Raw genomic sequence first — 20,160 nt, forward strand, 5'->3', positions numbered from 1 at the left:
CGGCAAGGGGGCGGTGGACGATGTCGCTGAGCCGGACGAACCGGCAGCCCACCGCGTCACGGGCACTGCGCGCCTGGACCCTCGTGTACCTCCTGATCGTGACCCTGCTGACCGTCGCGTACCTGGAGCTCCCCGCCCGCCACACCACCCTGTGGGCGCTCATCGGGCTCAGCGGCGTCATCGCCATCCTGGTCGGCGTGCGCCTGCACCGGCCCTCCCGGCGCTGGCCCTGGCTGGTCCTCGCGGCGGCCAACCTCGCCTTCGTCGGCGGCGACACCGCCTACAACGCCCTGGAGGCCTTCTTCGGCCAGACCCGGCCCTTCCCGTCCGTCGCCGACGCCCTCTACCTCGTCACCTATCCGCTGTTCGCGGTCGGCCTGTTCGGGTTCATCCGCTACCGGGCGGTGGGCCGGGACCTCGCCGTCGTGCTCGACGCGCTGATCCTCACCTCGGGCCTCGCGCTGCTCTGCTGGGTCAACCTGATCAACCCGCTCGCCAGGAGCGAGGAGATGACCTGGACCGAGAAGGCCATCTCCATCGCCTACCCGCTCGGCGACGTGCTGATGCTCGCGATGCTGGCGCGGCTCCTGGTGCCCGGCGGGCTGCGCTCCCGGTCCGTCCAGCTCCTCACCATCGGCACCTGCGGCATCCTCGCGTCCGACGTCATCTACGGCATCCTCCAGCTGAAGGGCACCTGGCAGGTCGGCACGCCCTGGGACCTCGGCTGGGTGGTGTTCTTCACCGCCTGGGGCCTCGCCGCGCTCCACCCGTCCATGACCGGCCTCACCGAGCGCGCCCCCGAACCGACCCGGCGCGTCGCCGAGCGGCGGCTCGCGCTGCTCGCCGGCGCCTCCCTGGTCGCCCCGGGCCTGCTGCTCCTCCAGTCCCTGCGCCACGACGAGAGCAAGGACATCGCCGTCATCGCGATCTTCTCGGCGCTGATGTTCCTGCTGGTCCTCGCACGGCTCTGGGGCATGATGAACGACCACGGCAAGGCCGAGGCCCGCGAGCGCAGCCTCCGGGTCGCCTCCGCCTCCCTCGTCGCCGCCCTCAGCCCCCGCGAGGTCGCGGGAGCCGTCGAGACGGCCTCCGCGACCCTCTTCGGCCCCGGCACCTCGCACCGCGTGCTCCTGATGACCCGGGACCGCCGGGGCGGCCTCACCGCCGTGGCCACCGCCGAACACCCCTGGAGCTGCCGCACCGACGAACTGATCCGGCCCCGCGGGACCTCCTGGTCCGAGCTCGTCGCGGAGGGCGCCCGGCTCCTTCCGCTGACCCGGCTCGACCCGTCCGTCGCCGCCGAGATCACGCCCGAGACCCACGCGCTGCTCTGCCCCCTGGAGCTCCAGGCCCCCGCCGGCGGCGAACCGGTGCTCGGCGTGCTGCTCTTCGCGGGAGAGGAGAAGAAGCTCGCGGAGATCTCCGGCCCCGCCCAGTCCCTCGCCTCCCAGGCGGCCCTGGCCCTCGAACGCTTCGGGCTGAGCGAGGAGGTCAACCGCCGCACCAGCGAGGCCTACTTCCGTACCCTCGTGCACAACACCTCGGACGTCATCCTGATCGTCGACGACGACGACACCATCCGGTACGCGAGCCCCTCCGCCGAGACCATGTTCGGCCGCTCCCTGCTGCCCGGCACCCCGCTCACCGACCTCCTCGCCCCCTCCGACACGGCGAGCGCCCTGCGCCTCGTCGCCGACGCGCGCGCCCGCGGCGCGGCCGACGCCCGGGACGACTGGAAGCTGCTGCACGGCGGCGCCGACGAGCTGGAGGTCGAGGTCCGGTGCAGCAACCTGCGCGACGAGCACACCGTCCACGGCCTCGTCCTCACCCTGCGGGACGTGACCGAGCAGCGGAAGCTGGAACGGGAGCTGACCCACCGGGCCTTCCACGACTCCCTCACCGGACTGCCCAACCGGGTCCTGCTCCTCGAACGGATCGAGCGTGCGCTGCTCCGCGGCCGCCGCGAGTCCACCCTGACCTGCATGCTCTTCGTCGACCTCGACGACTTCAAGGTCGTCAACGACACGATGGGGCACTCCGTCGGCGACGAACTCCTCGTCGCCGTCGCCCGCCGCCTCACCTCGGTCCTGCGGCTCACCGACACCGCCGCCCGGCTCGGCGGCGACGAGTTCGCCGTCCTCATCGAGGGCGCGCGCGAGCCCCGGGACGCCGAGGCCCTCGCGGCCGAGATCGTGCACACCCTCAGCCAGCCGTTCCACCTGACCGACGGCGCCGTCTCCGTGTCCACCAGCGTCGGCATCGCGACCGTGCTCGACAGCGCCCACGCGGAGGAGCTCCTCGGCCACGCCGACCTGGCCCTCTACGCGGCGAAGGCCGCGGGAAAGAAGCGGTGGCGGCTCTTCCACCCGGAGCTGCACTCCCGGCTCGTCGCCCGCCACGAACTCCAGGCGGGCATGGACACCGCCATCGCCGACCACTCCTTCGCCCTGCGCTACCAGCCCATCGTCGAGGTGGACGGCGGCGCCCCGGCCGGTCTCGAAGCGCTCATCCGCTGGCCGCACGCCCGCCGCGGCATGGTGCCGCCCGACCAGTTCATCACCCTCGCCGAGGAGAGCGGCCACATCATGCCGCTGGGCGCCTGGGTCCTCGAACACGCGGCGCTCGACATCGCCCGCTGGCAGCGGGCCCACCCGCGCGCCACCCCGCTGCGGGCCAACGTGAACGTCTCCGCGCGGCAGTTCCGCGACCCCGGGTTCCTCGACGAGGTGCGCCGCGCCCTCCACTCCTCCGGGCTCGCGCCCGGCTCCCTCGTCCTGGAGCTCACCGAGACCGTCCTCATGCGCAAGGACGCCCAGATCAGGACCACGATGGCCGCCCTCAAGGACCTGGGCGTCGGCATCGCCATCGACGACTTCGGCACCGGGTTCTCCTCGCTGAGCTACCTCCGTGAGTTCCCCATCGACGTCCTCAAGGTCGACAAGTCGTTCATCGACGACATCACCACCGACCCGCAGCAGGTGGCCCTCGTGGAGGGCATCGTGCGCATCGCCGACGTCCTCGGCCTCCAGGTCGTCGCCGAGGGCATCGAGCACGAGGAACAGCTGGCGCTGCTCGCCGAGATGGGCTGCCGGTACGGGCAGGGCTATCTCTTCGCCCGCCCCATGACCGCCCACCAGGCCGAGTCCTATCTGCACCGGGCCCCGGCCGCCGGCCGTGCCGTCGAGCGTCGCGGCGCCGGGTCCGCCGCGCGCGCCTCCCGGCTCTCGGGCCCCGCGCCGCCGCCGGCCCCCACCGTCCGGGCGCCGCGCGAGTCGCGCTGGCGGGACCTGGAGCACCTCCAGCGCAACACCCTGATGTGCGACGCCGTCATCGACGAGGTGGAGGGCCGCCGCATCCGCGTCGGCGACGACTGGCTGGTGGACTTCGCCTCCTGCAACTACCTCGGCTTCGACCTCGAACCGGCGATCATCGACGCCATCGAGCCCGAGGTACGGCGGTGGGGCACCCACCCCAGCTGGTCCAGGCTCATCGGAAGCCCCCGGCTGTACCCCCGCATCGAGGAGCGGCTCACCGAACTCCTCGGCGCCCCCGACACCCTGCTGCTGCCCACCATCACCCTCATCCACCAGTCCGTCATCCCGCTCCTCGCCGGCACCGGACAGGTCTTCGTCGAGGCGCAGGCCCACCGCACCGTGTACGACGGCTGCGTCGGCGCACGCGGCCAGGGCGCGGAGATCCACCGCTTCCGCGCCGACCGGCCGGACGAGCTGGCGGCGCTGCTGCGCGGCGCGCCCGCCGACGCCGGACGGCTCGTGTGCATGGACGGCGTCAACAGCATGACCGGCAACTTCCCCGACCTGCCGGTCCTGGCACGGATCTGCCGGGAGAACGGCGCCCTGCTGTACGTCGACGACGCCCACGGCTTCGGCGTCATCGGGGAGCGCCGGGCCGGGGAGAGCAGCCCGTACGGCTCGCGCGGCAACAGCATCGTCCGCCATCTCGGCGAGACCTACGACAACCTGGTCCTCGTCGGCGGCTTCTCCAAGGCCTTCTCCTCGCTCCTCGCCTTCCTCGCCGTACCGAGCTGGCTCAAGGACCACCTCAAGGTGGCGGCGGCCCCCTATCTGTACTCGGGCCCCTCGCCGACCGCCTCGCTCGCCACCGCCCTCGCCGGACTCGACCTCAACGACGAGCGCGGCGACGAGATCAGGGCACGGCTGTACCGGATGACGGCCCGCGTCCTCGCCCGCGTGCGCGGCCTCGGCATCGCCACCCCCAACACGGACGGCCTGCCGATCGTCGAGATCCCGCTCGGCGACCCCGCGGACCTCGACGCCGTCGCCGCCTTCCTCTGGGAGCACGGCATCTACGTCACGCTCGCGTCCTACCCGCTCGTCCCGCGCGACCGGGTCGGCTTCCGCATCCAGATCACCGCAGCCAACACCGACGAGGAGATCGAGCAGCTGTGCGCCGCACTCACGGAACTCGCCGCGCGCTTCACCCTGCAGCCCGCCGGATCCACCCGTACCGTCACCGCGGGAAGGCCGGCGGCCGAGTGACGCCCCCGCCCCCGCCCGGCCCGCCCCCGCCGGGCCCGGAACCGACGGACCGGGTCCGCCGCAACCGGGACGCCGACTGGAACGCCTGGCCCGTCGACGACTACCTCGCCGAGAACTACCGCAGGCTCCACCCCTGCGACATCGGCGTGATCCGGCACCACGCCGCCGTCTACCGCCGCCTCGCGCCCGCCGGCCTCGCCCGGACCCTGGAACTCGGCGCCGGCCCCAACCTGTACCCGCTGATGCTCGCCGGGGCCGCGAGCCGCGCCGTCGACGCCGTCGAACCCAGCGCCGCCAGCGTGCGCTATCTGCGCGGACAGCTCACCCACGGCGTCGACGACAGCTGGCGGCCCTTCTACGCCCTCTGCCGCTCCCTCGACCCCGCGCTCCCGGAAAGCCCCGCCGAGGCGCTCCGCGGGGTGCGGGTCGTCCGCGGCACGGCGGACGACCTCGTGCCCGGCACCTACGACCTCGCCTCGATGAACTTCGTCGCCGAGAGCGTCACCGAGGACTTCGACGAGTTCACCGCCCTCTGCGCCGCCTTCGTCCGGGCCGTGCGCCCCGGCGGCACGCTCCTCGCCGCCTTCATGGAACGCATGCCCAGCTACCGGATCGGCACCGGACCGGTCTGGCCCGCCTGCCCCGTGGACGAGCCCGCCCTGCGCGCCGTGTTCGTCCCCCGCACCACCGGCCTGCGGATCACCCGGCTCGCGAAGGACCTCACCCTGCCCGAGTACGGGGACACGGGCGTCCTGCTGCTCACCGCCCGCCGGCCGGACGGTGGGCCCCCGCCGGCTCAGGGGTGACGCCGTATCGTCTCCGCGTACGCGTCGAGGGAGGAACCGGGCGTCCCGTCGTAGAGGTTCCGGTCGAAGGCCCACATCATGCCCTCCAGGCCGCAGGACGCCATCTGCCGGTACGCCGTCTCCGTCACCCCGTCGTGGTACGGGGCGACCTGGGGCCCCGCGCTCTCCCCGGCCAGCCGGTCGAAGCCCGCGCTCCGGGCCACCGCCGCCACCCAGCGCGCCGAGGACCAGTCGCGCACCGCCCCGTCGTCCGGTGACGACACGTCGACGCGGGCGTCGCCGGGCGCGCAGCCGTTGTCCACGGGAGTGCCCGTGCCGTCCACCAGGGCGGTCGTCACGATCCGTACCGAGTCCCGGTGCTCGATCAGCCCGAGCGTCAGGAAGAAGCCCGCGGCGCGCCCGACGAGCCGGATCGACGGAGAGCCGGTCAGCCGGGCGTCGACGGCGGCCCGCAGGTCGGACGGGTAGAACCCGGAGCCGGGCACCAGGACCTTGAGCCGGCCCCCGTACCCGAGGGAGGAGTACAGGTCGAGCTGCCAGTTCACGGCCCCGGCGAGGGCGCCCGCGTACCAGTCGTACCAGCGGCGCACGTCCTCCCGGGTGAACGGCCGCCCGTGGTAGGTGCGCTCACCGGGCCGCCACCCGGGGAACGGCGACTCGGCCTGGGCGTGGCTGTCGTACGCCCAGAACTCGGCCGGTCCTCCGCTCTCGGACAGCGGCGTGGGATAGGCGAACTCGCCGCTCTCGTTCACGCCGACGCGGACGGCCCAGAAGGCGTCGAGGCCGATCAGCCGGTCCACCGCGCGCACGTAGTCGGCGACCTGCTCCCGCACCGGCTCGCTGAACACGATGTTCGGGGTGCTCGATGACCGCTCGCCGAACTGGTTCACCCAGACCGACTCCGGATAGGCGTCCGGCAGCCAGGACGGCGGATGGTTGAGCCCGAGCCCCGCCTCCACGAGCAGTCCCGCGTCCCGGAAGGCGCCGAGCCGGTCCCGTACCTCGCGCGCGTACGCCTCGTCGTACACCCCTTGCTCCGGTTCGAGCCTGCCCCAGTCGATCTGCAGGTGGGCGACCCGGATGCCGTGCTCGTACTCGGTGAGCGCGCGGTCCTGATCGGTCTGGAGCGTGCCGTACCAGTACGGTTCCGGGCGCGGGTCCTCGCGCCCCGGCCCTCCGAGCGCGCCCCCGAGCAGCAGGACCACCGCGAGCGCCACGAGCGTGCCGGGCACGCCCCGGCCCCCCGTCCACCACGGCGCCGTCATGGCAGCAACTCCCGGTAGAGCGCCGCGTACCGGGCGGCGAAGGGCTCAGGCCCGAAGTGCTCCTCGACCAGGGCGCGTCCCCGCTCCGCCAGCATCTCCCAGGACCGCGGCTGGCCGAGCAGCCAGGCCAGCTGCTGCCCGGTGCGGCGCCCGTCGCCCGCCGGGGCGCGCAGCACGGCATGGCCGAAGTCCGCGAACTGGGGCAGGTCGCTGAGGATCGACGGCCGCCCCGAGGCCAGCGCCTGGAGCACGGTGAGCGGGATGTCCGCCTTCCCGCCGAGCACCGCCGGCGGGAACAGCAGCACCTGGACGGAGGCCAGCAGGGCGTGCATGTCGTCGACGTACCCGCGCACCTCGACGTCGGGCAGCCCCGCCGCGCCGGCCCGTTCCCGCAGCGCCTCGTCGAGGGCCCCGGCGTCCTGTCCCGGCCGCCCCCGCATCGCGAGCACGAGACGGAACCTGGCTCCCTCGCGATGGGCCTCGGCCGCCGCCTCGATTGCGGTTTCGGCCCCGCCGTGCGGATCGTGGTGCCCGGCGAAGAGGACCGTGGGGATCCCCTCGGGGCGCGGCAGGTACGGCCACTCGTCGAGACCGATCATGGGCGGCACGACCCGGACGTCGCCGAGGCCGGCGGCCCGCAGCCGACGGGCCATCGACTCGGACAGGGCGACCGTCGTGCCGAGCGGACGGGTGCGCCGGAGGTAGCGGTGGTCCATCACCCCGGGCACGGTGTGGAGCACCGGGCGCCCCCCGAGGAGCAGCGGGCGCAGCCGCGAGTAGGCCGGGAAGGTGCGGCCGACGGTCAGGAAGGCGTGGACGAGGTCGACCCGGCGGGCGAACAGCGCCCCGGCACAGGCCGCCTGGAGCCGCTCGGGGACGTGCGGCACGCCGTCCCGGGAGAGGATGCGGACCGGCCTGCCTCGTGCCGGCGGGGCCTGCCGGCCCTTCGGCCACTGGCTGAACCACACGAAGTCCACGCCGGGCAGCGCCCCCAGGACGTCGGCGGCCAGCCGCACGTCGCAGCCCTCCGACCCGTCCAGCGGACTGCTGGTCAGGAGCAGGACGCGCGGCCGGCGCTCACCGTGGCGCATCGGGCACCTCCGCCGGGAGCAGCGGCCCCGGGAGGCCGGAGCCGGACACGGCGAGGCGGGTGAGGTCGGGGCCGGGCAGCGGCGACGGCAGCCGGTAGAGGGCGAGGGTGCCGTAGGTGGGCCCGTGATAGGCGACCACGGGCCGCAGCCCGTCCGTCAGCCGCCGCACCTCGGCGAGGGAGGCACGGCCGTATCCCTGCTCGATGACGCGCCACGGCACGATCAGGTAGCCGGCTCCGGCGGCGGTGCGTTCGCCGGGTGTCATCCAGTGACCGAGCCGGTACGTGTCCTCGAACACCCAGGTCGTCACCCCCTGGGTGCGCTGGCCGTCGACCGTGACGATGCCGCTGCCCGCCGGGACGTGCGCGAGCATGTACCCGCGCAGGCGCTGCAGGCCGTCGTCGGGTGTCCAGCGGTTCTGGGCGTACACGGCGGCGGGCGTGGCCAGCACGGCCAGCAGGGCGCCGGCCGCCACGAGGCGCAGCCCGCGCCGGTGCCGGGACGGCACCGGTACGGTCACCGCGAGGGCCACCAGGTTCGGTACGAACAGCAGGTACAGGGCCTGCTCCTCCAGCGTCCCGATGCCCAGGGCGTATCCGAGGGTGACGATCGCGGAGGCGTGGAAGAGCGTGAGGAGCCGGTACACGGGCTCCTTGCGCCGCCAGAGCAGCACCAGGGCCACCGGAGTGAGCGCGAGCAGCAGGTACGTGGTGGCGTAGTCCGGGAGTTCGTCGAGGAGCCGGCCCGAGAGCGAGGGCGTGCCCGCCGCGTTGAAGCCGGTCTCCTGCACCACCCCGAGGAGCCGCCGCACTCCGGAGGTCTTCGCCTCCCAGAACTCGTCGAAGTGCCCGAAGCCGGCGACGAGGGCCACGTACACGGCGTACGAGAGCGCCGTCACCGACAGCGTCAGCGCCACCAGGCGCCGGGGCGGCCCCCAGCCGAGGAGCAGCGCGGCGAGCAGCGGGAGCACGGTGATCAGAGCGGCGTGGTCCTTCGTCAGGACCGCGACGCCGAGGAGGAGTCCGGCGAGCAGGGCCCGTGCGCGGGGCCGGCCCGGCGGTTCGGGGCGGGCGAGACCCACCAGGACCAGGTACCCGGCGAGGACCCACATCATCGTGGCGGTCTCCAGGAGCACCCGGTCGTTCTGCCGGATGCAGAACTGGTCCAGGGCGAACACCAGCCCGGCGACCGCGCCCGCACCGCGTGACCGCACCCGGGCGACCAGGAAGACGATCAGGGCCGCCGTGACGCCCGCGAGCAGGGCGTTGAGCACCCGGGAGGAGTGCACGCCCGCGATGATGTCCGTGTGCTCCCCGACGAGCTTCGTCCAGCCCGCCTCGACGTAGAAGTAGCCGGGCGGGTGCAGGAAGAACAGCCCCTCGTCGGTGCGGGGGAAGCCGCCCGCGGCGGCGCTGTCGCCGAGACGCCGGTAGATCGGCTCGTCGATGAACACGTCTCCGGCCCGGCTGGACTCCACCAGACGCAGCACCACCGTGAGCAGCGCCGTCAGAGCCGCGTACACCCAGGTGGGGACCGTGCCGTGCCGCAGGCGCGCGGACGGCGGGGCCGTCGGCGCGGTACCGGCGGACGGGGCGGCGGTGTGCGGGAGGGTCACGGCACACCCCCGGCGGTCCGGGCCCTGGTCCCGGGCAGCCGGCCGGCGCTCCGGGGCGCGGTCTCGGCGCCCGCGGCGGGCAGCAGGTACACCTCGGGCGCGCGCGGCACGCGGCCCCCGGGGAACAGCGCGTCGGCCTGGGTCCGGTAGCCCCGGACCAGCTCCGCCTTCCTGTCGAGGCCCCGCTCCCAGGCGCGGGCCACCAGACGGTGCCGACGGGTGAACTCGGCGTCGGCGGGCGCGTTCTGGTTGTACGGGAAGTCGCTGTAGTAAACGACCCGGCGACCGCTCCGCTCGGCGGCGGTGCGGACCAGGACGTGGTCGGCGTGCCCGCCGACCCCCAGGGGCGCGAGGACCAGGCCGCCGGAGCGGGCGGGCAGCAGCGCCTCGATGGCCTCCCCGACCGCGCGCAGGGTCCCGGCGTCGCGCGCGGAGACCCGCCCCCGGGCCAGATGCAGCCGGTACGTCGGATACACGTGCGCCAGCTCGGGCAGCAGCCGGGCCAGCCGCGCCGTGCCGGGACGGGGCGCCGGCAGTCGCCGGAACAGCCCGTCGACCAGGCCCGCGTGGTGCGGGACGACGCCCAGCGCCTCCAGGACCGCGAGGTCCTCCGCGCGCCGCTCGGCGAACAGCTCCTCCGCGTCCACGGCGCCGGTCTGCCTCAGGTACTGCCGGGCGGAGAGGGTGTACGGCGGCGGTGCGGCCTCCGTGAACAGCGAGGCGACCGTCACCGGAGCCCGCCGGCCCGCCCAGCCGAGCAGCGCGCCGCAGGACAGGACGGCGTCGTCCAGGTGCGGCGAGAGCACGAGCATCGGGACGCCGGAGCCGACGACGGTGCGGACGAAACCGGTCAGCGGGTCGTCTGCCATGACGTTCCCCTCCTCCTCGGCCGCCGTGCGGCGGCGGGCGCGTCCAGAAGCCGGTGGGCCAGGGCCAGGTAGCGGCCCGTCATCTCGTCCCACGTGTAGTGCCGTGCCGCGATCCCGGCACGGTGGCCGAGGCGGCGGCGGAGAGCGGTGTCCGTGGCCAGCTCGGTCATGCGCGCCCCGAGCGCCGCCACGTCGAAGGGCCGCACCGCCACGTCTCCGCCGTCGCGCATCCAGCGCAGCGCGGGCAGGTCGAAGTGCAGGACGGGCTTGCCGTACGACATGCCCTCCAGGGCCACCAGGCCGAAGGTCTCGTGCCGCGAGGGCATCACCAGGAAGGCGCTGTCGCGCAGCAGCTGACGCTTGCGCTCCTCCTCGGCGAAGCCCACCCAGTGGATCCGGGACCGCGGGCCGCCGCCGCGCGCCGCGACGAGCGCGGCGAGACGGCGCTCCTCGGCGGGGGTGCCGCTGCCCGCGAGCAGCAGGTCGAGCGGGGGCCGGGCCCGGTCGTAGGCGTCGAGCAGCAGGTCGAGGCCCTTGACCCAGGTGTCGATCCGGCCCAGGAAGAGGATGAACTGCCCGGCCCCGAGCAGGGTCTCGTCGAGGCCCCGCTGTTCCACCCCGTTGGGGATGACCTGGACGGCGGCGCGGGGGCTCAGCCTCCGGAGCGAGGATCCGTCCGCGGCATTCAGTGCGACGAGGTGCCGGTAGCAGCGCAGCCCGAGGCGCTCGACCAGGAAGAACGGCAGGTGGTAGCGGTGCCACAGCGCCTCCGCGCTGCGCCCTTGGTCGATTCCGACCACGGGCGCGGCGGTCGCCAGGGGCAGGAAGCTCGTCGAGAACGGGGGAGTGAAGCTCTCCAGCCACAGGTCGTGCGGGATCCGGCGGGCCACGAACGGCAGCGCGGCGAGGAACAGCAGCTGCCCGGCGCGCGGCCCGGCCCGGCCCACCGGCAGCCGGACGTACCGGACGCCGTCCCGGTCCTCGGTGGCGCCGCGCCGGCCCGCCGTCACCACCGTCACCCGGAAGTCCGCCGACAGCCGTCGCGCCACCTTCCCGATCACGAGCGCCCCGCCGCCCCGGTAGGCGGGGTTGTCCGCGTCGTCGTAGATCGACAGCACCACATGCCGCCGGTCGTCCGCGGGGCCGGGCGGCTGCACGGTTGCCGCCCGGTCCCGCTCCCGGACCCCGTCGAGGATCCGTTCCAGGGCCGTGGCCGCCACCAGGGACGGGGCGCGCTCGCCGTCGAGCCGCTCGATCCCCGGAAGCCGCCGCGACCAGCTCCGGTAGCGGGCCCACCACACGGTGGGGGGTCCCGCGATCTCCTCCCAGCCCCGGCCGCGCAGCGTCTCGGGGCCGGTCTCCATCAGCAGCGTCAGGCCGTAGCCGTCGGCGATCCGGCGGAAGACGGCCGCCGCCCCGGAGGAAGCCGGCAGGTCGAACTTCACCAGGCCGTCCAGCGGCCCCCGGTCGGTCACGACCACCGCCGGCGCGGCGCGCCCGCGCCTGCGCGCCCGCGCTCGCGCGAGCAGCCGGGCCGTGGTGATCCGGGCGGTGAGCTCGCCCGCGTCCAGGAACGCGTGGGCACGGCGCAGCCGGGATCCCCGGCGCTCGGGATCCGAGGCGCGCCGTGCCCACTCGTCCCCGCCCGGTCCGTCCGTCTCGCTCGCGCGGGGCGGGACCGGGAACCGGCGGCACAGGAAGCAGCCGTAGCTGTGGGTGGTGACGACGGTGACCCCGCGCTCGCGGAGCAGCGTGGAGAGCCGGCGGACCAGCGAGGACTTGCCCGCGCCGTCCGGTCCCGACACCGCGACGAGCAGAGGGCCCCGGGTGTTCGTCATGGCACCCGCCCCCTCAGCTTCTTGGTCATCACCAGGGGGACGCGCAGGGACGCCTCACGGGTCGCGGCCCGGACCCGGCCCGCGCCGAGGAGGTGCCCGGAGTGCTCGGCCCCGGCCCGGAGCGAGGTCCCGACGGGCAGCGGCAGCGGCAGCGGGACGCACTCGCCCCGGTCGAGCCGCGCCATCGCCGCGACGGCGACGGCCAGGGTCGCGCGGCCGCCCGCGCTCCAGCCTTCGCGGGCGGCCTCGCGGAAGGCCTCCGCGATCACCTCGGGGCGCAGCAGCGGCCGCAGCGCGAGGAGTTCGGAGAGGTCCAGAGTGAGGTTCTGGAAGAGGGCGTGCGCCAGCCAGATCCGCAGGCGGTCCGACGGGCAGGGCGTCAGCCAGGCGTATCCGTCGGCCTCGCCGGCGGCGTGGACGGGCCGCTCGGCGCGCGCGAAGAGCCGCTCGTTCGGCACCACCGGCACGCCGAACCAGGAGACCGAGCCGTGCAGGTGCGCCGCCGGGCCGTCCGGGGGCTCCAGGAGCACCTTGCTGGTGCGTTCCAGCCAGTACGTCGTGCGGTGCGCGTACCAGCCGTCGAGCGCGGACTGCGCCGCCCGCAGCCGTCCCGGCGGCACCACCAGGTCGAAGTTGCCGTACACGTAGTCGCCCGCGAGGTCCGCCTTGATCAGGACGGTGGGGATGCCCGCCGTCCGCAGCCGGTCCGTGGACTCCACCAGGTTCCGCCGGAACAGCCCGGTCGCGCTCTTCACCTCGTCGAGCGTCGCCGCGAGCTGCCGGGGATACGCGCGGGCCAGCCGGCCCTCGACCTGGTTGCGCCGGGCCGCGGCCAGCGCGTCGCGCAGCTCCTCGTCGTCGGCGGGCCGGACCCGGCCCCGCCACACGGCGTCGACGAGCAGCGGCGCGCCCCGCTCGTCGTGGGCCGCGGCCCGTTCCGTCGGCCGTGCCTCCCCCGCCGGTGTCCCGGGCCGGTCGAGGCCGGAGACGGTGGCGGTGTCCGGGGCCGCGGCAGCCGTACCGGAATCGGCCTCGGCCGCCCCGACGGGCGAGCCGCGCCGTCCGAAGAAGCGCCACAGGGCGACGGCCGTCACGACCACGGCGGCGGCGAACCAGGCGTGGGCGTACGGCCGGAGCAGGGCCATCGCGGCGGCCAGCGCGAGCACGGGCAGCACCACCCGGCCGAAGGGGCGTTCCGCCGTCCCGAAGCCGTGCCGCCGGGCGTGCCGGACGGCGAGCAGCACCAGCGCGGTGACCGTCCCGCACAGCCCGCCGACCGCCATGCCGAGCACCCCGCCGACGGCCCAGCCGGTCACCAGGGCCGTCACGTACACGGTGAGACCGGCGAGGAGGGTCCGCAGGCAGGCGTAGTCGTTGACCGCCTGCGCGAAGGTCACGAGCAGGGCGAGCGCGCCGAGCGCCAGGCCCGAGGCGGCCGTGCAGGCCATCAGGGTGGCGACCATCGAGTAACCCGGCGGGAAGATCACGCCGAGCACCGCGCCGGGCGCCGTCGCGGCCACCACGGTCAGCGGCAGTGCCACCGTGAGGTACATCCGCAGGGCGCTCGCGGTCAGAGGGTCGCCCGCCCGCCGCCGTGACAGCGCGGGCAGGAAGGCGATGGAGACGGCCCCGGCGAGGAAGAGCGGCACCCGCCCCAGCATCACGGCCGCCTGGTAACTGGCGGCCGCCGCACGGTCGGTGGGCAGCATCGCGACGAGCACGATGTCCACGGCGGCGAGCATCGCGACCACGCCCTGGAGCGAGGCGACGCCCATGGCCCGCCGCCACAGCTGCCGGTCGGCGCTCACGGCCCGCCAGGGGCGGCGCGGGACGCCGGGGATCCGACGGGGCCGGAAGAAGACGTACGGCAGGACGGCGATCCCGAAGGCCGCGAGGGCGCCCGTCTCGCCCATGCCGAGCGCCGTGACGAAGAACAGCCCCACGCCGAACTTGAGTGCGGCCTCCAGGGCGGTGAGGACGGCGAGGGTCCGCAGCCGTTCGGTGCCCTGGAGCCAGCCCGCGCTGACCCGGGTGACGTACACGGCCATGGTGCCGCCCGCGATGACCAGCGTCGTCGCGGCGCTCGCGAACTCCAGGGACACGGCGGCCACCACGATCGCGGCGACGGTGCCGCCGGCGAACGCCGTGACCACGGCGAAGCGGACCGCCTCGCCCCGCTCGGCGTCCGAGCGGGCGCGGGCCAGGGCCTGCGCGAGCATCCAGGGAACGGTCACCACGGCCACCGCGGCGGTGCACACGATGAGCCCCTGACCGGCGGCGAAGGTGGCGTATCCGGCGACGTCGAGGAGCCGGGTGAGGACCAGGGAGTACGCGTAGTTCAGCGCGCCGACCACGACCACGGCCGTGCCGATCCAGCGTGCGCCGTGTACCGCCGTGACCTCGTCCTGGGGTACGGCGGGCCGGGAGGCGACGGAGCCGGCGGCCTTCACGGCCGCCTCCCCGGGGCCTGCCCCGTGGCGGATCCGTCACCGGGCTCCGCCGTACCGAGCAGGACGTCGTGGCCGTTCGCCAGGGAGACGTCGGCCTCGGCGACGTCGAGCCGCCGCAGGGCGGTCAGCGCCCGCACCTCGTCGCAGCCGTGGAGGAGCAGCCGGAAGGCCTCGCCGTCGCGCTTCCAGACGTCGGTCTCGCGCAGGGAGCGCCGCACCGCCCGTTCGGTCGCGTCGGGGTCGGCGGAGGTGAAGCGGGTGAGCACCGAGAGGTCGCTCGCGCGGCGCCGGGAGCGCCGGTGGCGGTGGATGCGCTGCAGGTCCTCCAGGACGACCTGGGCGAGGCGTTCGGCGCTGGCGTCCCAGGAGAAGGCGTCGGCCCAGGCCCGGCAGCGGAGCGCGGTCAGGCGCCGCGCCTCGGGCGTGGACTGCGCGTCGAGCGCGGCGGCCACGCCGTCCGCGAGGTCGGCCCCGGGGTCGAGCAGCCAGCCGTTGACACCGGGCCTGATCGCGTCCCGCAGCCCCGGCACGTCGAAGGCGAGCGCGGGGGTGCCGACGGTGTTCGCCTCGATGACGGCGAGTCCCCAGCCCTCGGCGACGGAGGGCACGACCGTCAGCCACCCGTGGTGGAACAGCTCCTGCCGGCGCTCGTCGCTCACGTGTCCGTGGAACACGACGGCCGCGCCCACCCCGAGTTCGGCGGCGAGCTTCCGCAGTCGCTCCGCCTCCGGTCCGTCCCCGCAGACGTCCACCCGCAGCTCGGGTCGGCGGCGCAGCAGCGCGGGCACGGCCCGGAGGATCAGGTCGACCCGCTTCTGCGGGACGAGCCGGCTGACCACGGTCAGCGCGGGCAGCTCGGAGCGGTGCCCGGCCGGGGCGGCGGGCGCGGGGCCCGGACGCCCGTTGGGGACGATGTGGATCGGATTGCCGAAGCCGAGTTCCCTGCGGGTGCCCTCGCGGGTGGAGGGCGAGACGACCACCACCGGCCGCCCCCGGTAGACCCGGCGGCTGACCTGCTTCTCCAGGACCCGCCCCACGGAGTTCAGGGGCCAGTGGAACCGGGTGTCGAACTGCTGCTGGTGGACGTGGTGGATGACGCAGATGTCGGCGGTCCACCGGGGGGTGAAGAGCGGGGAGAAGAACGGGATCCCGTTCTGGAAGTCGACCACGGCGTCGTACGCGTGACGGTTCCGCAGCAGATGGGCCGCGGCCGCCCCGTACACGCCGAAGGTGCCGCCCCCGCGGACGACGCGGATGCCGTCGCGGTACTCCCACGCCCGCGAGCCGGGGTGGCGCGAGGAGAAGAGGGTGACGTGGGCGCCGGCCGCCGCGAACCGCCGGGCGATCTCCCAGCAGTACGCCTCGGCCCCGCCCGCCTCCGGGTGGGAGGGGTCGCGCCAGTTGAGGAAGGCGAGGTCGGTGCGGGCGAGCCCTTCGAGTGCGGTCACGGCGATCACCGGGCCAGCGAGATCCGCAGCAGGTCGGCCATCGAGCGCAGTCCGTCGCGCCGTGCCGAGAACGTCGAGCCGGGCACGTCGTGCCAGACCACCGGCACCTCCACGACGTCCCGCCCGGCCCGTACGACCCGGGCGAGCAGTTCGACGTCGAAGGCGAAGCCGTCGATGCGGCAGTCCCGCACGACGGCCCGGGCCAGCGGGCCGGGGAAGAACTTGAAGCCGCACTGGGTGTCGGCCACTCCGGGCAGCGACAGGTGCGCGAGCGTCCGGAAGAGCAGGCCGCCGCCGCGCCGCAGGAACGGCTGTTCCACGTCGAGGTGCGCGCCGGGCGCGTGGCGGGAGGCGATGACGGCGCCGTGGCCGGCCCGGAGCAGTCGCATGACCCGGTCCAGGGTGTCGACGGGGGTGGCGTTGTCGGCGTCGGCGAAGCCGACGAACCGGGCCGACGAGGTCTCGATCCCGCGCCGCACCGCCGCGCCCTTGCCCTGGTCGCTGCAGCCGATGGCATGGACGGGTACGGGGGAGTCGGCGAAGCGCCGGAGGACGTCGAGCGTGCCGTCGGCGCTGTTGTTGTCGACGACGACGACCGCCGACGACCAGGGCCTCGTCGTCAGGTAGTCGACGGTGGCGGCCACGGTGGACGGCAGCCGGCGCCGCTCGTTGAACGCGGGGATCAGGAGTTCCAGTTCCACCGGCGGGCGGACGAGCCGGCGGGGGAGCGGTGCGTGGGTGCGTGCGGCGGCCATCACGCCTCGCCTCCTCGGGGGAAGGCGCGGCGCGCGGGGCGCACGGTCGCGCGGGGGGTCAGGGCGGGCACCGGGGTGCGGCGGGCGCTCCCGTCAGCCGCGCCGGACGAGCCTGGTGAACCGGGTGAACCGGGTGAACCGGGTGAACAGGACGAGCCGGACGATCGGCCCGAGCCGCGCCCTCGGCGCGCGGTGCGCGTGTGGGTCGTACGGGCCCGCCGCCGGCGCGGGGTGCCGCGCGGCCTGCACGCCCGGCTCCGGGGCGGCGGGGCGGTGCCGAGGCCGATCCGGTCGGAGGCCCGGCGGGCCGGGTGGGCGGTCGGGGGCTGCGGGGGACGGCAGAGCGAGCGGCGCCGGGCAGCGGCGAGGGGCCAGTCGGTCACGCGTCGCAACGGGTGCGGAACGGGTGCCACCGGCGTTCGGCTGAGGGGATGTGAGGTCACGACGAGCCTCTTCCGTCAACCGACCCTGCCGAGGGTGTGCGCTCAGGGTCTGGTTTGTCCTGAAATGTTGCTTCTCCTACCGTTAGCACCCTTTGACTGGGTTCGTCAACCGGAAGGGGTGCGGGAACCGCGGAAGGGGCCGTGCGCGAGGCGCGAGAGGGCGTTGTGCGGCCGCTCGTGGAGGAGCGTGCCGAGGATGCGGGCGCCGTCGCGGACCGTGCGGGGGTGTGGCGGGCCGTGACGGCGCGGCAGTTCGAGGCTCGGCACCTCGGCCACGCGCAGCCCGTAGTGCAGCGCGTGCGTGACGAGTTCGGCACCGAGCTCGACGCCGTCCTCCCGCAGGTCGAGCAGGTCCACGAAGGGCCGCCGGAACGCGCAGAATCCGTACCAGAGATCCGTGAGGTGCTGACCGTAGAGACGGCGGGCGACCCGCAGCAGGGCGCGGTGCCCGAGGCGCCGCGACAGCGGATAGTCGGCGTAATCGCCGCCCGCGATGAAACGCGAGCCCTTCACGAAGTCGTAACCGCTTTCCAGGTAATGCAGGTAATGCGGGATCTCGTGCGGTGACATGCTCCCGTCGGCGTTCATCAGGACCACCAGGTCCCCGGTCGCCGCGAGCAGTGCCGCGTGCGGGATGTCGCCCCGCGTGAAGTCCCAGTCCCCGAGCCGCCGCACGTCGATCCCCTCGCGGGCGGCGCCCCGCCCGGCGGGGCCGCCGATCAGCACGACCTCCCGCACGCTCGCCGGCACCTGGTCGAGGAGAAGGCCGAGCGCCGCTCCCGGTTGCCCGTCACCGGGGCGGACGGTCAGGACGAGGGTCACCGTCCGGGTGCCGGAACGGGGCGTCCGGTCGGTCGACCGCCGCAGGGGGTGCGAATCGCTGCTCATCGTCCGTTCAGAATCCTGCGCCCGGGGTGATGACGTCAAGAATTGCGGAAGAATATGCGGTCGTCCGTGAAGGGATGAAGGCCGTCCTTTCCGTCGACTTCTGCGCGCGCGCTCCGACGGGAATACAATCCCGTCATGGCAGGGCGAATTGAGGACTACGCCCTCGTCGGTGACCTGGAGACCGCCGCGCTCGTGGGGACCGACGGGTCCGTCGACTGGTGGTGCGCGCCCCGCTTCGACTCGCCCGCCTGTCTGGCCGCCCTCCTCGGGGACCGGGACCACGGCCGCTGGATCCTCGCCCCAGTCGGCAAGGGGCGCTGTGCGCGCAGGAGTTACCGGGGCGACACGCTCGTCCTCGACACCCTGTGGGAGACCCTCTCCGGCAGCGTCCGGGTCACCGACTTCATGCCGCCGCGCCGCCCGGGCGAGAGCGGTCCGAGGATCGTCCGCGTCGTCGAGGGGATCGCCGGACGGGTCGCCGTCCGGGGGGAGTTGAGGGTCCGCTTCCACCACGGCAGCATCGTCCCCTGGACCCGCTCGACGGACCGGCGCACCGTCGTCTCCGTCGCCGGACCCGACGCCGCCCACCTCTCCTGCGGGCCCGGCGTCGAACTGGACGTCACCCCGGACCGCACGAGCTGCGAGTTCACCGTCACGGCCGGCCTGCGGGTCGCCTTCGTCCTCGGCTGGAGCCCCTCGCACGCCCCCGCCCCGCCGCCCGCGTCACCCGCCGACCTCGCCGCCGCCCTCGACCGCACCCTCGCCTTCTGGAGCGACTGGGCCGCCACCCTCCGCTACGAAGGACCCGAACGCCCGGCCGTGATCCGCTCGCTCCTCACCCTCAAGGCCCTCACCTACGCCCCCTCCGGCGGCATCGTCGCCGCCGCCACCACCTCCCTCCCCGAGGCCATCGGCGGCGGCCGCAACTGGGACTACCGCTTCTGCTGGCTGCGCGACTCCACCTTCACCCTCTCCTGTCTGCTCCGCGGCGGATACCGCAGGGAGGCGCAGGCCTGGACGGACTGGCTGCTGCGCGCCGTCGCGGGCGACCCCGCCGACCTCCAGCCGCTGTACGGGGTCGAGGGCCAGCGACGGCTCCCCGAGACGAACGCCGACTGGCTGCCCGGCTACGAGAACTCACGTCCCGTCAGATTCGGCAACGCGGCCGTCGGCCAGTTCCAGCTCGACGTCTACGGCGAGGTGCTCAGCACCGTCTACTCGGCCGTGCGCGCCGGCGTCTCCCTCGATCCCGCGGCCTGGGCGCTGGTGGCCTCGCTCCTGGAGTACCTCGGCGAGCGCTGGCGGGAGCCCGACGAGGGGATCTGGGAAGTCCGGGGCCCGCGCCGCCACTTCGTCCACTCCAAGGTCATGGCCTGGGTCGCCGCCGACCGGGCCGTCCGCCTCGCCCGCGTCGCCGGACTGCGCGGCTCGCTCGCCCGCTGGCAGGCGCTCCGCGCCGAACTGCACGCGGAGATCTGCGCCCGGGGGTGGAGCGAGGAACAGGGCTCCTTCACCCAGTACTACGGGAGCCGGCAGGTCGACGCCACGGCCCTGCTGATCCCCCGGCTCGGCTTCCTCCCGGCCGCCGACCCGCGCGTCCTCGGCACGGTCCGGGCCATGGACCGGCTCACGGACCACGGCTTCCTGCGGCGGTACGGCGACGTCCGCGACGGCGGCACACACGAGCTCGACGACCTCGGCGGCACCGAGGGCAGCTTCGTCGCCTGCACGTTCTGGTACGCCGACGCCCTCGCCATGACCGGCCGCGCCGACGAGGCCCGGACCGTCTTCGAGCGGCTCCTCGACGTCCGCAACGACGTCGGGCTGCTCGCCGAGGAGTGGGACCCGGTGGCCGGCCGCCAGCTCGGCAACATGCCCCAGGCGCTCAGTCATGTCGCCCTCGTGAACACGGCGTTCACCCTGTACGGCACCCGCCGCCGCGAGCGCGCGCGGCACCTCGCCGTGGCATGATCGCCGCGTCCTCCGGCGGCGTGCCGGAGAGGCGGGGGGGGAACCGTGTCCTGGTATCTCGCGATCCCGAGCGCCGTGCTGCTCGCCGCCCGCGGCGCGAGTTCCGCGTTCCCGGGGATCGCCCCGGGCCTGCTCCTCGTCGGACGCGTCGTCCTGTCCCTGTCCCAGCGCCCGCGCCAGGACGGCTGAGGCGCGGCGGGA

At 74.7% G+C, this 20,160-nt stretch carries 14 protein-coding genes; 4 read left to right on the forward strand and 10 right to left on the reverse strand.

The window, feature by feature from the left end; all coding sequences use genetic code 11:
- Nucleotides 1-20 precede the first annotated feature (20 nt).
- Together ABTY59_RS32880 and ABTY59_RS32885 are read left to right on the forward strand one after the other, a co-directional pair.
- Nucleotides 21-4,520, forward strand: coding sequence for an aminotransferase class I/II-fold pyridoxal phosphate-dependent enzyme (locus ABTY59_RS32880; RefSeq protein WP_352022760.1), 4,500 nt, complete (start codon nucleotides 21-23; stop codon nucleotides 4,518-4,520).
- A complete protein-coding gene (locus ABTY59_RS32885) occupies nucleotides 4,517-5,326 on the forward strand; it encodes a class I SAM-dependent methyltransferase (RefSeq protein ID WP_352022761.1) in 810 nt (269 codons plus the stop codon). The genes ABTY59_RS32880 and ABTY59_RS32885 overlap by 4 nt, the downstream gene beginning before the upstream one ends.
- Here the strand turns inward: ABTY59_RS32885 and ABTY59_RS32890 are convergent.
- The 10 genes from ABTY59_RS32890 to ABTY59_RS32935 all read right to left on the reverse strand — a co-directional run bounded on the left by ABTY59_RS32890 (nucleotide 5,317) and on the right by ABTY59_RS32935 (nucleotide 17,988).
- Complete coding sequence (locus ABTY59_RS32890) at nucleotides 5,317-6,591, reverse strand: beta-galactosidase (protein ID WP_352022762.1); 1,275 nt, start codon at nucleotides 6,589-6,591, stop codon at nucleotides 5,317-5,319. The genes ABTY59_RS32885 and ABTY59_RS32890 overlap by 10 nt on opposite strands.
- Nucleotides 6,588-7,682, reverse strand: coding sequence for a glycosyltransferase family 4 protein (locus tag ABTY59_RS32895; RefSeq protein WP_352022763.1), 1,095 nt, complete (start codon nucleotides 7,680-7,682; stop codon nucleotides 6,588-6,590). Before ABTY59_RS32895 ends, ABTY59_RS32890 begins: the two co-directional genes overlap by 4 nt.
- Complete coding sequence (locus tag ABTY59_RS32900; RefSeq protein ID WP_352022764.1) at nucleotides 7,669-9,297, reverse strand: phospholipid carrier-dependent glycosyltransferase; 1,629 nt, start codon at nucleotides 9,295-9,297, stop codon at nucleotides 7,669-7,671. The genes ABTY59_RS32895 and ABTY59_RS32900 overlap by 14 nt, the downstream gene beginning before the upstream one ends.
- Nucleotides 9,294-10,166 (reverse strand): PIG-L deacetylase family protein, encoded by an 873-nt coding sequence (locus ABTY59_RS32905; protein WP_352022765.1) that lies wholly within the window; start codon nucleotides 10,164-10,166, stop codon nucleotides 9,294-9,296. The genes ABTY59_RS32900 and ABTY59_RS32905 overlap by 4 nt, the downstream gene beginning before the upstream one ends.
- Nucleotides 10,148-12,004, reverse strand: coding sequence for a glycosyltransferase (locus ABTY59_RS32910; protein WP_352022766.1), 1,857 nt, complete (start codon nucleotides 12,002-12,004; stop codon nucleotides 10,148-10,150). Before ABTY59_RS32910 ends, ABTY59_RS32905 begins: the two co-directional genes overlap by 19 nt.
- Nucleotides 12,001-14,454, reverse strand: coding sequence for a hypothetical protein (locus ABTY59_RS32915; protein ID WP_352022767.1), 2,454 nt, complete (start codon nucleotides 14,452-14,454; stop codon nucleotides 12,001-12,003). Before ABTY59_RS32915 ends, ABTY59_RS32910 begins: the two co-directional genes overlap by 4 nt.
- The gene (locus ABTY59_RS32920; protein WP_352022768.1) at nucleotides 14,451-15,902 is read right to left on the reverse strand and encodes a glycosyltransferase family 4 protein; all 1,452 of its coding nucleotides are present in this window, start codon (nucleotides 15,900-15,902) and stop codon (nucleotides 14,451-14,453) included. Before ABTY59_RS32920 ends, ABTY59_RS32915 begins: the two co-directional genes overlap by 4 nt.
- Nucleotides 15,903-15,907: 5 nt before the next feature.
- Nucleotides 15,908-16,657, reverse strand: coding sequence for a glycosyltransferase (locus ABTY59_RS32925; RefSeq protein WP_352022769.1), 750 nt, complete (start codon nucleotides 16,655-16,657; stop codon nucleotides 15,908-15,910).
- 93 nt (nucleotides 16,658-16,750) lie between these two features.
- A complete protein-coding gene (locus ABTY59_RS32930; protein WP_352022770.1) occupies nucleotides 16,751-16,906 on the reverse strand; it encodes a hypothetical protein in 156 nt (51 codons plus the stop codon).
- Between the two features lie 299 nt (nucleotides 16,907-17,205).
- Complete coding sequence (locus ABTY59_RS32935; protein WP_352022771.1) at nucleotides 17,206-17,988, reverse strand: glycosyltransferase family 2 protein; 783 nt, start codon at nucleotides 17,986-17,988, stop codon at nucleotides 17,206-17,208.
- 135 nt (nucleotides 17,989-18,123) lie between these two features.
- Here ABTY59_RS32935 and ABTY59_RS32940 point away from each other — a divergent pair, with 135 nt between their 5' ends.
- The gene (locus ABTY59_RS32940) at nucleotides 18,124-19,959 is read left to right on the forward strand and encodes a glycoside hydrolase family 15 protein (RefSeq protein ID WP_352022772.1); all 1,836 of its coding nucleotides are present in this window, start codon (nucleotides 18,124-18,126) and stop codon (nucleotides 19,957-19,959) included.
- Between the two features lie 45 nt (nucleotides 19,960-20,004).
- Nucleotides 20,005-20,148 carry a hypothetical protein gene (locus tag ABTY59_RS32945; protein ID WP_352022773.1) on the forward strand — a complete coding sequence of 48 codons (144 nt, stop codon included), beginning with the start codon at nucleotides 20,005-20,007 and terminating at the stop codon, nucleotides 20,146-20,148.
- The last annotated feature ends 12 nt before the right edge of the window (nucleotides 20,149-20,160 follow it).

The sequence above is a fragment of the Streptomyces sp. NPDC096079 genome, assembly GCF_040303145.1.
GTDB lineage: Bacteria > Actinomycetota > Actinomycetes > Streptomycetales > Streptomycetaceae > Streptomyces.